The organism is Nocardia sp. CA-128927 (assembly GCF_050955855.1).
GTDB lineage: Bacteria > Actinomycetota > Actinomycetes > Mycobacteriales > Mycobacteriaceae > Nocardia.
Genome location: NZ_CP192087.1, coordinates 281,346 through 295,175, shown reverse-complemented (window position 1 = coordinate 295,175; position 13,830 = coordinate 281,346). Strand labels below are relative to the sequence as shown.

14 protein-coding genes are annotated in these 13,830 nt (G+C 66.8%); 8 read left to right on the top strand and 6 right to left on the bottom strand.

Annotated elements, in window-relative coordinates:
* Positions 1–85: 85 nt before the first annotated feature.
* The gene (locus tag ACQPW1_RS01360; RefSeq protein ID WP_433660961.1) at positions 86–634 is read right to left on the bottom strand and encodes a GtrA family protein; all 549 of its coding nucleotides are present in this window, start codon (positions 632–634) and stop codon (positions 86–88) included.
* A gap of 224 nt (positions 635–858) precedes the next feature.
* On the opposite strand from ACQPW1_RS01360, the gene ACQPW1_RS01355 reads away from it, so the two are divergent.
* Both ACQPW1_RS01355 and ACQPW1_RS01350 read left to right on the top strand, forming a co-directional pair.
* A complete protein-coding gene (locus tag ACQPW1_RS01355; RefSeq protein ID WP_433660960.1) occupies positions 859–1,851 on the top strand; it encodes a glycosyltransferase in 993 nt (330 codons plus the stop codon).
* Complete coding sequence (locus ACQPW1_RS01350) at positions 1,848–3,446, top strand: DUF2142 domain-containing protein (protein WP_433660959.1); 1,599 nt, start codon at positions 1,848–1,850, stop codon at positions 3,444–3,446. Before ACQPW1_RS01355 ends, ACQPW1_RS01350 begins: the two co-directional genes overlap by 4 nt.
* Before the next feature lie 12 nt (positions 3,447–3,458).
* Here ACQPW1_RS01350 and rfbB read toward each other — a convergent pair whose 3' ends face one another.
* A complete protein-coding gene (gene rfbB / locus ACQPW1_RS01345; RefSeq protein WP_433660958.1) occupies positions 3,459–4,475 on the bottom strand; it encodes a dTDP-glucose 4,6-dehydratase in 1,017 nt (338 codons plus the stop codon).
* A gap of 308 nt (positions 4,476–4,783) precedes the next feature.
* Here rfbB and ACQPW1_RS01340 point away from each other — a divergent pair, with 308 nt between their 5' ends.
* Both ACQPW1_RS01340 and ACQPW1_RS01335 read left to right on the top strand, forming a co-directional pair.
* Positions 4,784–5,482, top strand: coding sequence for a hypothetical protein (locus tag ACQPW1_RS01340; protein ID WP_433660957.1), 699 nt, complete (start codon positions 4,784–4,786; stop codon positions 5,480–5,482).
* 175 nt (positions 5,483–5,657) lie between these two features.
* Positions 5,658–6,374, top strand: a complete 717-nt coding sequence (locus tag ACQPW1_RS01335; protein WP_433660956.1) for a hypothetical protein — start codon at positions 5,658–5,660, stop codon at positions 6,372–6,374.
* Positions 6,375–6,511: 137 nt separating this feature from the next.
* On the opposite strand, the gene ACQPW1_RS01330 is transcribed toward ACQPW1_RS01335, so the two are convergent.
* Positions 6,512–7,504 (bottom strand): alpha/beta hydrolase, encoded by a 993-nt coding sequence (locus tag ACQPW1_RS01330; protein WP_433660955.1) that lies wholly within the window; start codon positions 7,502–7,504, stop codon positions 6,512–6,514.
* A 236-nt stretch (positions 7,505–7,740) separates the two neighbouring features.
* Between ACQPW1_RS01330 and rfbA the strand changes: the two genes are divergently transcribed.
* Positions 7,741–8,613 carry a glucose-1-phosphate thymidylyltransferase RfbA gene (rfbA, locus tag ACQPW1_RS01325; protein ID WP_433660954.1) on the top strand — a complete coding sequence of 291 codons (873 nt, stop codon included), beginning with the start codon at positions 7,741–7,743 and terminating at the stop codon, positions 8,611–8,613.
* Positions 8,614–8,615: 2 nt separating this feature from the next.
* On the top strand, positions 8,616–9,164 hold the full coding sequence (locus ACQPW1_RS01320; RefSeq protein WP_433660953.1) for a dTDP-4-dehydrorhamnose 3,5-epimerase family protein: 549 nt from the start codon (positions 8,616–8,618) through the stop codon (positions 9,162–9,164).
* Positions 9,165–9,232: 68 nt separating this feature from the next.
* On the opposite strand, the gene ACQPW1_RS01315 is transcribed toward ACQPW1_RS01320, so the two are convergent.
* Positions 9,233–10,705: an MFS transporter gene (locus ACQPW1_RS01315; RefSeq protein WP_433660952.1), complete on the bottom strand. Its 1,473-nt coding sequence runs from the start codon at positions 10,703–10,705 to the stop codon at positions 9,233–9,235.
* Positions 10,706–10,790: 85 nt separating this feature from the next.
* On the opposite strand from ACQPW1_RS01315, the gene ACQPW1_RS01310 reads away from it, so the two are divergent.
* Positions 10,791–11,216 carry a MarR family winged helix-turn-helix transcriptional regulator gene (locus ACQPW1_RS01310; RefSeq protein WP_433660951.1) on the top strand — a complete coding sequence of 142 codons (426 nt, stop codon included), beginning with the start codon at positions 10,791–10,793 and terminating at the stop codon, positions 11,214–11,216.
* Positions 11,217–11,253: 37 nt separating this feature from the next.
* Here the strand turns inward: ACQPW1_RS01310 and ACQPW1_RS01305 are convergent, their stop codons facing one another.
* Both ACQPW1_RS01305 and ACQPW1_RS01300 read right to left on the bottom strand, forming a co-directional pair.
* Positions 11,254–12,102, bottom strand: a complete 849-nt coding sequence (locus ACQPW1_RS01305) for a helix-turn-helix domain-containing protein (protein ID WP_433660950.1) — start codon at positions 12,100–12,102, stop codon at positions 11,254–11,256.
* Positions 12,103–12,348: 246 nt separating this feature from the next.
* Positions 12,349–12,924, bottom strand: coding sequence for a DUF4282 domain-containing protein (locus ACQPW1_RS01300; protein WP_433660949.1), 576 nt, complete (start codon positions 12,922–12,924; stop codon positions 12,349–12,351).
* 317 nt (positions 12,925–13,241) lie between these two features.
* On the opposite strand from ACQPW1_RS01300, the gene ACQPW1_RS01295 reads away from it, so the two are divergent.
* On the top strand, positions 13,242–13,727 hold the full coding sequence (locus ACQPW1_RS01295) for a hypothetical protein (RefSeq protein ID WP_433660948.1): 486 nt from the start codon (positions 13,242–13,244) through the stop codon (positions 13,725–13,727).
* Positions 13,728–13,830 lie beyond the last annotated feature (103 nt).

The window sequence follows — 13,830 nt, the reverse complement described above, 5'->3', positions numbered from 1 at the left end:
GACTGCCCCTGGATGCCGTTCGCGGCGGGGGTGAGGATATCAACCAGCGTAGGTAGCTGCCTGCTCAGGCGTGGTGCCGCCGTGTCTATTTCTGTTGCTGAACATTCGCTGAAGTGTCGGTGCCGACCGCGTCGCCGCCCTCGCGCGCGCCGGTGAAGACGAACTTGTCGTAGGCCCAGTAGCGGAAGACCACGGCCACGATCTGGCCGATGAGCGTGCCGGAGATGTTGTCCGAGAGCGGTGAGGACAGGTCGAGCACATACCGCGAGAAGCCGAGACAACCCAGTTGCAGGCCGATCGCGACGACATTGAAGACGGCGTAAAGAAGGTATTCGCGCCCGGGGTTGTCGGTCTTCTTGTGCGCGAAGGTCCACCACTTGTTGCCGAAGTAGGTGACCACCGTGGCCACCACAATCGCGATGATCTTGGCGGGTAGTGGGTAGTGATAGAGCACGCCCTCGCCACCCCAGAAGACCAGGAGGTTGTAGGTGCCCGCGTCGACGAGAAAGCCGAGCGCCCCGACCACCAGGAACGCGCTGCCCTGCCGTAGCGCGGTGCGCACCTTCCCGACGATCGATCTCTCGACGGGCGGCACGGTCTCGCCCGCCTGCGCGGTCGACTCACTGGTTGGCACGGCCCGACGGTACCGCAGCCCGCGCGCGGCGCACCCCGACCGGAAATTCCGCCCCCGACGCGGTGAGGTCGGCCACGCGTCGGCGGTGAGTTGCTGTATCCGACTTGGCGGCGTTCGCGGCCCCTACGTGGTTACGCAAGCTGCCGCCTCCGGGCCAACGCTCGCGCCGCCGTGTACCCTCCCGGTGTTCCCACATTCACCACCGATCGCGAGGATTGACCCGGGTGGACTCCACCGAGCTTCGTATTGCCGCCGTGGTGCCGTGCCACAACGAAGAGGCGTCCGTCGCCAAGGTCGTCGCCGACCTGCAGGCCGCCGTGCCGGGGATCGTCGTTTATGTCTACGACAATCTGAGCACGGACCAGACGGCCGAACGTGCCCGTGCCGCAGGCGCGATCGTGCGCCACGAATACACCAAGGGCAAGGGCAATGTCGTGCGCCGCGCCTTCGCCGACATCGAGGCCGATGTCTATCTGATGATCGACGGCGACGACACCTATGAAGCGTCGGCCGCGCCGCTGATGATCAAGACGCTGCTGGACGGCCCCTACGACCATGTGCTCGGCGTCCGGAGACAGGACGAGAGCGGCTCGGCGTACCGGGCCGGCCACGAGACCGGCAACAAGGTGCTCAACGGCGTGGTCGGCAAGGTGTTCGGCGAGAACGTCGAGGACATGCTGAGTGGGTTCCGGGTGTTCTCCCGCCGCTTCGTGAAGAGCTTCCCCGCGGTCTCCCGCGAGTTCGAGATCGAGACCGAGCTGACGGTCCACTCGCTGCACCTGCGGGTGCCGCGGACCGCGGTGCCGGTCGATTTCCGCGACCGCCCGGCGGGCAGCGAGAGCAAGCTGCGCACCTACCACGACGGTCTCAAGATCCTGGCGCTGATCGTCGGGCTGGCCAGGCACGAGCGGCCGGTCATGTTCTACGGCCTGTTCGGCACGCTGAGCTGGCTGGTGTCGATCGTGCTGAGCATCCCGATCGTGGTCGAGTTCTACAACACGGGCACGGTGCCGCGGTTCCCGACGCTGTTCCTCGCGTTCACGTTGCTGCTGCTCGGCAGCCTGGCGTGGACCGCGGGCCTGATCCTGGACGGCATCCGGCGCTCGCGGCACGAGGCCGCGCGACTGGTGTATCTGCGCTACTCCGCGGTGAGCGCGGACGACTTCCATCCGAACGGCAACGGCGGTGACGCCCGCACCGGCGGAGACGGGCAGTGACCGCCTCCGCAGCACGAGCCACCACGGAAGACAGCGGATCGAATCCGGCGCAGACGCTGGACGAGACGACCCCCGCCTCGGCGAACGGCAACGGCACCCCGAAGGCGGTGTCGGTCAAGACTTCTGACGGCTCGACCGGATCGGCCCGCGATTTCGCGGGCCGCATCGTGACGCGCTTCGGTGGGGCGACGATCGCCTTCACCGTGCTCGTCGCGATCTTCGGCGGGCTGTTCAGCGTCCTCACGCCCGCCTTCTGGGGCCATGACGAGATCACCCAGTTCGGCCGCGCCTACCAGGTCGCGCACGGCGGGCTGCTGCCGCAGAAGATTCACGACGATCGCGGTGTCGCCTACGGCGGCGACGTCCCGACCAGCATCACCGCCCTGATGGGCTACGCGCTGCGGGACTACACGACCAACCCGGAAGAGCCGGACCCGATGGTCGCGGACCCGGCCGGGTACGACCGGCTCGGCGGCGCCGCGGTGTCCGACCAGACCGAACCCGTCTGGTTCACCAACACCGCCGCGTACTCGCCGGTGCCGTATATCCCTGCCGCCGTTGGCCTTCGGCTGGCCGAGCTGTTCGGCCTCGACGTCGGCGGGACGATCGCGCTGACCAGGCTCGCCGGGCTGCTCGCCTACCTGGCCGTGGTCGGCTTCGGCCTCTACGCGCTGCGCAAGCATCGGGTGCAGTGGCTGGCGTTCACCGTCGCGGTGCTGCCGATCGCGGTGTTCCAGGCGGGCACCGTCACCGCGGACACGATGACCAACGCGCTGGCCATCATGGCGTCGGCGCTGCTGGTTAAGGCGCTGTTCCTCGGCGACCGGCTCGGTCGGCTGGAGACCGGTGCGCTGCTCGCCGCGACGATCCTGCTGCCGGTGAGCAAGCCGACCTACGTGCTGCTCGCCATGCTCGTCGTGCTGGTGCCCGCGGACCGGCTCGGGTTCACCGGCTGGAAGCGCTGGATCCCTTGGGCCTTCGCGGCTTTGGGGGGTGCGATCTTCGCCGTCTGGATGAAGATCGCGGCGCCCACCGGCGACGGCATGGGCCTGATGCGACCCGAGCATCAGTGGCATTCGGTCAAGCCGGGCGAGCAGTTGCGCGGCATCCTCACCGACCCAGGGCATTTCATCAACGTGTTCGGCGAGAGCATCGCGCTGCGCGACGAGCGGTGGTTCAGCCAGTTCTTCGGTGAGCTCGGCTTCGCCTACATCGACGTGCCCGCGCTGACCATGCTGGCCTGCCTGTTCGCCTTCGCGGTCAGCCTCGGGGTGGCGGACCGGATGACCGCGGCCACCTTCCGGCGCACCCTGCTCGTCGCGCTCACCGTGGCGGCCAGCGTGGCGATGATCTACGTGACGCTGTACATGTCGTTCACGCCGATCGGCTACTACATCATCGACGGGGTGCAGGGCCGCTACTTCGTGCCGCTGGCGATCGTCGCGTTCGCGGTGCTGCTGCGCTGGATGCCGTTGCGGCTCACCAACATCGCGGGCAAGACCCCGACGGTCGGGCCTGCGGTCACCGTCATCGTCGCCACCGTGATCGCGCTCATCGGCGCGGTCTGGAAGTACTACGACATCGTCTGGGGCTGATCCCCAGCGCGGCTATTCCGTTGCGCCGCTGAGGGTCTGCTCGCCCGCGGCCACATAGGCGCGCTCGGTGACGGCCTTGTGGGGGCGCCACCAGGATTCGTTGTCGCGGTACCACTGGACGGTCGCGGCCAGGCCCGCGCGGAAGTCGGCGTAGCGCGGGGTCCAGCCGAGTTCGGTGCGCAGCAGCGTCGCGTCGATCGCGTAGCGCTGGTCGTGGCCGGGGCGGTCGGTGACGTGATCGAAGTCGGCCGGGTCGCGGTCGAAGGCCTCCAGGATCATCCGCACCACGGACTTGTTGTCCAGCTCGCCCTCGGCGCCGATCAGGTAGGTCTGCCCGATTCGCCCGCGCTCCAGGATGTCCCACACGGCGCGGTTGTGGTCGTCGACGTGGATCCAGTCGCGCACCTGATGGCCCGCGCCGTAGAGCCGCGGCCGGACACCGTCGATCAGGTTGGTGATCTGGCGCGGAATGAACTTCTCCACGTGCTGGTAGGGCCCATAGTTGTTGCTGCAGTTGGACAGGGTGGCGCGGACGCCGAACGAGCGGGTCCAGGCGCGCACCAGCAGATCACTGGACGCCTTGGTGGCCGAGTAGGGGCTCGACGGGTTGTACGGGGTGTGTTCGGTGAACGCGGGCTCGTCGGGCAGCAGATCGCCGTAGACCTCGTCGGTGGACACGTGGTGATAGCGCACGTCATAACGGCGCACGGCCTGCAGCAGTGAATAGGTGCCGACAATATTCGTCTGCACGAACGGCCACGGCTCGGCCAGAGAGTTATCGTTGTGTGATTCGGCGGCGAAGTGCACGACCGCGTCCACACCGCTGACGAGTTCGTCGACCAGATCGAGATCGGCGATGTCACCGTGGACGAAATCGATCCGATCGGCCACCGGGTCCAGGGATGCTCGATTTCCGGCATAGGTCAACGCGTCCAGAACCGTTACGGTGGTGTCGGGACGGCCGACAATGGTCTGCTTGACGAAGTTGGCTCCGATGAATCCGGCTCCGCCGGTGACAAGCAATCGCACGCCATGACCTTACGTCCACGGACGACCGGACACGGGATGCAGTCCTTATCAGCCGAACCGGGTCGGTCGGCCAGAGTTGCGCTCTGTGACCTTGGTCTCTTACTCTTCGGTAGAACTAGGACGCCCAGTCCGATTTACCGCCCAAACGCGCACCTAGAGTGCATGTTTCCGCAACCCCACCATGCTACGGGTCTCTTTGGTGAACAAAATTTGAATAAAAGGTCACAACCGGTTCACCACCCGTTAGCTGGTCTAGATTTCGATCGTCTAGTCCCCTCCGAACGCTTCACATCGAGGTTCCGAACAAAATGCTGATGAGGAAATTCGCCGCTACGTCGGCGCTGCTGATCGCCGCTCTCGGCGTTTCGGCAGGCACGGTCAACGCGGCTCCGGCCGCCGACCAGAAGGTGATCAACTACACGGCCACCGGCACCGACACCCAGTCCATTCTCTCGATCGATCAGGGTTCGATCGAGGTCGAAGACGGTGCCCTCAAGATCAAGGATGCGGCCGGCACCACCGTCGCGGGCACCCCGCTCGCGATGCGCATCGACGACTTCGAATTCCCCATCGGCGCGGAGATCTCCGGCCGCACCGCAACCCTGACCCCGCAGGTCGACATGTCGCACGCGACATACAAGCCCGTCGCCCTCCCGTACGAAGACAAGGCGCCCTGGAAGACCGAGTACGACCGTGAGCAAGCGGCGTTCAACCGTATGAAGGACACCATCGCGATGGGCGCCACCATCGGCACCCTCGTTGGTGGCCTCGGCGGCGCCGCTATCGGTTGTGTGCTCGGCGGTGCCACCGGCGCCGTGCTGACCGGCGCGATTTCCGTACTGCTCGGCGCCCCCGCCGGATTTGTGGGCGGCTGCATTGCCGGCTTCCTCGCCATCGGCGCCCTCGGCACCCTCCTGGGCCAGATCTTCGTGACCGCTCCGGTCGCGATCGGTGCGGTGATCCAGTACTTTACGACCATCAACCAGCCGTTCGTCGCTCCCAAGTAAGACGAGTCACGCTGCCACACAACTGAACTCGCACAACTGAAAGCGAGCCAGGAGCCCCGGCCCGGCTACTGCCGAGACGGGGCTCTTGTTGGGCCGATCGAGTTACCCAAAGTTTGCGAACTTGGTCGACGGTCGTTTCTGCTTACTGAATGCAACTGATAGAGGACTACAGCACATGGTTATTAAAAAGTTTGCCGCCTCTTCGGCGCTGCTGATCGCCGCCCTCGGCATCACCGCCGGAACCGTCAACGCGGCCCCAGCCGCGGAAGCTGAAGCGCCGATCAACTTCACTTCCCAAGCCACCGACTCCAAGTCCATCATCTCCATCGACTCCGGCTCCATCGTGGTCGAGGACGACGCGCTGAAGATCAAGGCCGCCAACGGCACCACCGTCGCCGGCACCCCGCTGAAGTTCCGCCTCGACGACTTCGAGTTCCCGATCGCGGCCAACATCTCCGATCGCACCGCGACGCTGACCCCGCAGATCCAGATGGACAAGGCCACCTACAAGCCGGTCGCCCTGCCGTTCGAGGACAAGGCGCCGTGGAAGAACGAATACGACCGTGAGCAGGCGGCCTGGAGCCGCATGACCTCCACCATCTCGATGGGTGCCACCATCGGCACCCTGGTCGGTGGCCTCGGCGGCGCGGCTGTCGGCTGTGTCCTCGGTGGCGCGCTCGGTGGCACCATCGTCGGTGGCACCATCGTCGGCCTGTTCGGCCCGTTCGTCGGCGGCATCATCGCCGGCTGCCTCGCCGGTGCGGCCGCGATGGGCGCGCTCGGCGTGATCGCCGGCCAGATCTTCGTGACCGCCCCGGTCGCGATCGGTGCGGCGATCCAGTACTTCACCACGATCAACCAGCCGTTCGTCGCGCCCCCGGCTGCCAAGTAGTCGACAGCGCAACCGAATACAACGTCGAAACCCCGCTCGGCCACTGGCCGGGCGGGGTTTCGACGATTCTGGGCGGACATGCGCGAGCCCCGTCCCGGCCACAGCGGAACGGGGCTCGCCTGGACAGGCCGGACGGTTTACGCCGTCCGCGCCTGTTGGCCCTCCTCGATCCGCGCGCGCACGAAACGCGACACCCTGGCCAGCGCCGCCCGGCTCTCCGGCAGGCTCGGCGCGATGCTCATGAACGCGTGCACCTGACCGCGCCAGAGCTCCACCGCGTTCGGCACGCCCGCCGCAGTGAGGCGCTGCGCCATCAGCTCGCAGTCGTAGCGCAGCACCTCGTCCTCCGCGGCGATCAGCAGCACCGGCGGCAGGCCCGCCAGCAGCCCGTTGACCGGAGACAGGAGCGGATCGAGCTTGCCGTCGATCTCCGCGCCGATGCGGACCACCGCCTCCAGCGCGAGCAGCGGAATGTAGGGATCCCGCCGGACATTCACGTGCGTTCGCTTCGCCGCGTAGTCCAGATCGAGCAGCGGGCTCAGCCCGACCAGCCCGGCGGGTGCGGGCAGCCCCTCCTCGATCGCGCGCAGCGCGGTCGCGAAAGTCAGGTAGCCGCCTGCGGAATCACCGGCGAACACGATCCGGCTCGGGTCCGCGCCGTGCCGCAACAGCCAGCGATAGGCGGTGAGGCAGTCGTCGACCGAATTGGTGATGCGCTTGCTCGGCAGCTGCCGATAGTCGACGTTGACCACCGGCAGGCCGGTACGCCGCGCCAGGCTCGCCGCCACCGGCCGGTGGGTACGGAGCCCACAGACCGCGAATCCGCCGCCGTGCATGTACAGCAGGGCACCGTGTCGCAGTGCCCTGGCCGCGCCCGCCGGGCGCACGATCTCCATCCGGAAACCGTTGAGCGCCACCTGCTCCCGATCGATCCCCTGCGGTTCCGGCCGCAGCCGGGCCAGCGTGTCGATGGCCAGCGCACCGATCGGAATGGTCGCGCGGGTGATCGGTGCGGCACGCAGCGCGGGCCGGACGACGCCGAGGCAGGCCGCCAGCACCAGGCGTGCCGGGGCACTCAGATTTTCCGGATTCATTACATTGCCGGGCTCGCCGACGCTGGTCGCTACCATCGCGCACCTACCTCACAACTGGTGCGCCGAGCCACGACCGAGCGGTCTCAGGCGAGCTGTCGGCGCTGACATCTCACACAGTGATGTTTCAGAACACCATGTGTTGTGTGACCTAAGCAACAGAATCGCCGAATCGGCGGCTCCGGAAACCGCGAACGCCGATTCCGTAATCAATTCGAACAGCACTCGGAACCTCGCCGACGCCTACTACCGGCCGAGCTGGCAGACTCCTGGTCATGCGGGGAATCATCTTGGCGGGTGGCACCGGGTCTCGGTTGCATCCGATTACACGCGGGGTCAGCAAGCAGCTGGTCCCGGTCTACGACAAGCCCATGGTCTATTACCCGCTGTCCACCCTGATGCTCGCGGGCATTCGCGACATCCTGGTCATCACCACGCCCGAGGACGCCGACGCGTTCGGCAGGCTGCTCGGTGACGGCGCGCAGTTCGGCCTCTCGATCAGCTACGTGGTGCAGCCCGAACCGGACGGCCTGGCCCGCGCCTTCGTGCTCGGCGCCGACCACATCGGCACCGAGAACGCGGCACTGGTGCTCGGCGACAACATCTTTCACGGTCCCGGCCTCGGCACCAGCCTGAACCGCTTCGCCGGCATCGACGGCGGCGCGGTGTTCGCCTACCGGGTGTCGGATCCGACCGCGTACGGCGTGGTCGAGTTCACCGACGGGCGCGCGGTGTCCATCGAGGAGAAGCCGAAGACCCCGCGCTCGAACTACGCCATCCCCGGGCTGTACTTCTACGACAACGACGTGGTCGAGATCGCCCGCACGCTGCGGCCTTCCGCGCGTGGCGAATACGAGATCACCGACATCAATCGCGCCTACCTGGAACAGGATCGGCTCCGGGTCGACGTGCTCGCCCGCGGCACCGCGTGGCTCGACACCGGCACCTTCGATTCGCTGCTCGACGCCGCCAACTACGTGCGCACCATCGAAGAACGGCAGGGCCTCAAGATCGGCGTGCCCGAGGAGGTGGCCTGGCGGATGGGTTACATCGACGACGAACAGCTGTGCAAGCTGGCCGAACCGCTGGCCCGCTCCGGCTACGGCAGTTACCTGCTCGACATCCTCGAACGCGGCCGGGACTGGTGAGCATGGAGTTCAGGGAACTCGCGGTGCCCGGCGCCTGGGTGATCACCCCGCGCCAGCTCGGTGACGGACGCGGCATGTTTCTCGAGGGATTCAAGGCCTCGGAGTTCGAGAAAGCCACCGGCCGTCCGTTCGATCTGCGCCAGGTGAACTGCTCGGTCTCGGCGGCGGGCGTGCTGCGCGGCATCCACTACACCGAGGATCCGCCGGGGCAGGCGAAGTACGTAACCTGTGTGCGCGGTGCGTTTCTCGACGTGGTCGTCGACCTGCGGCCGGGCTCGCCCACCTACGGGCGCTGGGACAGCGTGCTGCTCGACGACGTGGACCGGCGCTCGATGTTCCTGTCCGAGGGGCTCGGGCATGCGATCCTGTCGCTGGAGGACAACTCCACCGTCACCTACCTGTGTTCGCTCGAGTACGCGCCCGAATTCGACCGGGACATCGACGCTTTCGATCCACGGCTCGGGATCGACTGGCCGACGGTCGGCCGGGACGGCAGCCCGCTGACGTTCATTCGCTCGGCCAAAGACACTGCGGCACCGCCCTTTTCCTGAACAACGCGAAAGCCGACTGGCACCACCCCACAGTGGTGCCAGTCGGCTTTTCGAGTCGGCCGCGAGGATCAGCCGACGAGTTCGAGCTCCGGCTCCGGCTCGGCAGCCGGCTCGGTCTGCTTGTCCCGCTTCTTCACGAAGAAGGCCGAAAGGGCAACCAGCGCACCGACGATCGAGACGGCCGCGGCGAACATCAGGCCCGGGCGGTAGGTGTCGAGCATCGCGGTCGGCGAGGTGTCACCGTGCGAACCCGACGCGATGATCGCGGTGGTCACCGCGAGCACGATGGCCGCACCGACCTGCATCGAGGTCTGCAGCACACCTGCCGCGAGACCTTGCTCGTCGTCGTCGATCCCGTTGGTCGCCTGAATGTTGATGGCGGGGAAGCCGACCCAGCCGATGCCGATCAGCATGATCGCGGGCAGCAGCATCGTCCAGTACGACGGCGCGGTGTCCAGCCGCAGGAACAGCAGGTAGCCGACGGCCATCACGGCCATGGTGACGCCGATGATCGGGGCGGTGCCGAACCGGTCGACCAGCTTGTCCGAGAAGACCGCGGACAACGCGACCATCAGACCGACCGGCAGGAGTGCCATCGACAGCTTCAGCGGCGACCAGCCCAGGGTGTCCTGCATGTACATGGTCACGATGAACTGCCAGCTGAAGTAGGAACCGGCCACCGCGACGATCGCCAGGCTGGCGCGGACCAGCGACACCTTGCGCAGGATGCCGAGCCGGACCAGCGGGTGCTTGACCCGCTTCTCCACCGCGATGAACCCGGCGAACAGGACCAGCACCGCGGCGAACGAGCCGAGCGTGCGGGCCGACGCCCAACCGGCCTCCGGCGCGGTGACGACGGTGTAGACCAGCAGCAGCATGGCGGAGGTGGACAGCAGCGCACCGAAGAGGTCGTGGCCGCCACCCTCGGCGGGCTTGTCCTTGGGCACCAGCACCCACGCGGCGGCCAGCGCGGCCAGCGCGATCGGCACCGGCAGCAGGAAGGTCCAGCGCCAGCCGACGCCGGTCATCAGGCCGCCGAACAGCAGGCCGGACGAGTAGCCGCCCGCGCCGAACACGGTGTAGATGGACAGCGCCTTGTTGCGGGCCGGGCCCTCGGCGAAGTTGGTGGTGATGATCGACAGACCGGTCGGCGCGGTGAACGCGGCGGCCAGGCCCTTGATGAAACGGGTCAGGATCAGCAGCGGGCCCGAGCTCACCAGACCACCGGCGAGCGAGGCGATGGCGAAGACCGCCAGTGCGATCAGGAAGACCTTGCGGCGCCCGAAGAGATCGGCGGTGCGGCCACCGAGCAGCAGCAGGCCGCCGTAACCGAGGATGTAGCCGCTCACCAGCCACTGCAGCGTTGAGGTCGAGAGATCGAGTTCGTTGCCGATGGACGGCAGCGCCACACCGATCATCGAAACGTCGAGGCCATCGAGGAACAGCACGATGCACAGCGTGATCAGCATGCCCCAAAGGCGGGTAGTCCATCTGGTCGGATCGGTCGCGGAAGCGGCCGCCAGGGCTGCTGGTGAAGTCATGCGGGGTACGCTACATGCGTGCGCATTAAATGCCAACACATTTAATGCAGTTGCATAGACCGCGTAGGACCACTAGGATGGGGCCATGTCGAACCCGTCGGCTATCGAGACAGCCCGGCGCACCGTCGCGCCGACCGGGCTGATTGGCGAGTGGCGAGAGCTACTCGACCGCCACGCGACGGTGAGTTGCGCACTGGAAAAAGCGCTACAGGGCCAGCATCAGATCGGGCTCAGCGAGTTCGAGACGCTGGACCGGCTGATCGACGCCAACTGTGGCGACTATCGAATGAGCGATCTGGCCAACGACATCTACCTGAGTCAGAGCGCGCTCTCGCGTGCGGTGGCGCGCCTCGAACGCGACGGTCTGGTGGCACGCACCATGTGCACCGACGATCGCCGCGCCGTGTTCGTCTGCCTCACCGAGAAGGGGCGCGAGGTCTACGAGCGAGCGCTGCCGACGCACCGCTCCGTGCTGACTGCGACCTGGGGTACGCCCGGCCAAAAGTGCTGAGCCCCAACAACACCTAGGTAGCGCACCATGCCACAGCTCAGACGCTGCAACTAGCCCGCGCGTCCTCGATGCTTTCGCGCGCGTCCACCGCGACCGACGCCAGGCTCCCGAAAGCCTTTCGGTACCGGTCGATTTCGTTTTCCTTGTCCAGGTAGACCGGCCCGGTGAACGCCTCGACGTAGACGACCGGCGGCTCGGGCTGCTCGCCGACCCGCAGCTCGGGGAACTCGAGCATGACGAACCGGCCCGACTCCATGCCGTCGTGGTAGCCGGAATCCGGTGGCACCACCCGGATTCGGACGTTGGGCAGGTCGCACATGCGCCGCAGGTGTTCCAGCTGCCCGGCGGCCACCTCGGCACCGCCGATGCGCCGCCACAGCACGCTCTCGCTGATCACCGCGTCGAGATGCACCGGCGAATCGGTCCGGGTGACCAACGTCTGCCGCGCCAGCCGCAGCTGCACCCGACGGTCGATCTCGCTCGCGGACATCTCCGGGCGCGAGGCGATGAGCATCGCGCGCGTGTATGCCTCGGTCTGCAACAGGCCGGGCACCAGCTCGTTCTCGTAGGTCGACAGCCGGGCCGCGGCCTCCTCCAGACCGATGTAGACCTCGTAACCCTCGGCGATCACGTCGCCGTACGCGGTCCACCACCCCCGTGCCTTGGTCTCCCGCGCCAAGGCGGTGAGCGGTCCGATGAGGTCGGACGGCGCGCCGTAGACCTTGCACATCGCCTCGACATCGAGGCTGCGCAAGGAGGTCTGGCCCGTCTCGATCCGCCAGATCTTGGCTTCCGACCATTCCAGCTGCTGGGCAGCCATCCTGGTGGTCATCCTGGCCCGGTTGCGCAGATCGCGCAGATGGCGCCCGAGCTGGCGCCGCGGCATCGTCGATCCAGTCGTGGCCTGCGGTAAAGCCATAGTTGTTCCCCCCTCGTTGCCGTGCAACGGTCGCACTACCCGAACCCGCACGAGTTCGCGTTGCGACCATCCGTACCAGATGCCCGTTGTCGATACCCCGGCATCCAAACAGCATTGTTTCACAGCGAATCGGACACAGGTCACGATCGGTGGCTCAGCTAGGCCGATGGCCTCGCAACGCCAAACATGTTTGACGAGCGCGGTTTAGCTCCACTACCTGCGCGAGCCGCCCTTGCGGAAGCGCCAGAACTGCACCGCGCGAACGTCTTCGGAGAGCTGGTTGACCGGCTCGGCGACATCGGACAGCGCCTGGAACAGGTCATCGGCGAGTTCGCTGATGTGCTCCATCCGGGTCGCCAGTCGGGACGCGTTCGCCAGGAATTCCAGAATGAGCCGCACCGCGGCCGCGATGGTCAGCCCGAGCGGCACCCCGATCAACGCCGCGAGCACCCCGAGCACGGCCGACACCCGCCACATCGACACCGTCAGCGCGATCGGCACCGCGAAGGCGAACACCAGCCCGAGGATGTAGACCAGCGGCAGCAGCGTGCGCGTGGCCGTGCGACGGAACTGGACATCGAGCAGACCGCGCGCCGCCTCGACGCTCCACTGCCCGAAGGCGCGGGGGCTCTCGAACGGCTCCCGCTGTTGTTCCTCTTCGACCACGGTGCTCCGGGAGAACCGGCGTGCCGCCGATTCCTTCCAAGTGATCCACCGCGATTCGGCCTCGTACTCCTCCGGGTTCGGCAGCTCACTTCCCCTGCCGGTGCCGTTGGACTCATCACTCATGATCGAAATCCTCCCTGTAATCCCACATCCGGGCCAGCTGGAAACTCGGGCAGACCACACGAGACACACCTATGCACAGCAGCCTCGCAGGAGCGGCGCAGTGAAAGAACAGGTCAGCGGCCGAAAGTAGCAGTGGGACAACAAGTCTTGTTACCAGCTCGAGCAACGTCATAGCAATTAGCTTTCAAGCTGGCCTGAAAGAGACGTAGCCAACAGTCCTAAAGAAGTTTTGAAGATCGCGTAACGCTGCGGATGTCCGGCACCGATACGCCCCATGAAGATGCAGGACCCAGATCTACCGGGGAATGGAGAGAACAGTGCGCACCACGTTTCCGACTTCCGTCTCGGCGGCCGCTATGACCGCCGCTGCGCAGGACTACACCCAGCGCGGATGGACGGTCGCAGAAACGGCCAACGGTCTCTGCCTGATCACCGATGACGACCTTTCCGCCATCGAGGTCAGCGGCGAGCTGGCCGGCGAAGTTCGCCGCTTCCTGCGGGCGAACAACCTGTCCGGCCCGGTTATCGAACTGCCCGGCGCCGAGCGTCGCGAGATCCACTTGGTCACCGGCGTCCGCAAGGCCGCGATGGCGCTCGAAGCGCTCACCGCCGCGGGTGCCGTTGTCTACACCGACGGCGCGGGCGTCCCGCTGCCGCCCACCCAGCTCTCGGCGGCCGGTTCGGCCGGCTGGAGCGTCGCACCCGGCGAGGCCCGCTGGGTTCCGCCGGTGGTCGCGATCAGCGCCGCCGTCCGGGCCGCCACCGCCCGCAAGGGCTCGCAGCTCACCAGCGTCGCTTGCTAGCCCGCCTCTCCGCGTATTCAGGCCAGACCTAGGTGCCACGACAGTGGCGTTGGCGGCCGACTGTCAAGTAGTGGGTAAGTCAGCCCGTCCCCGGGGAGTTACC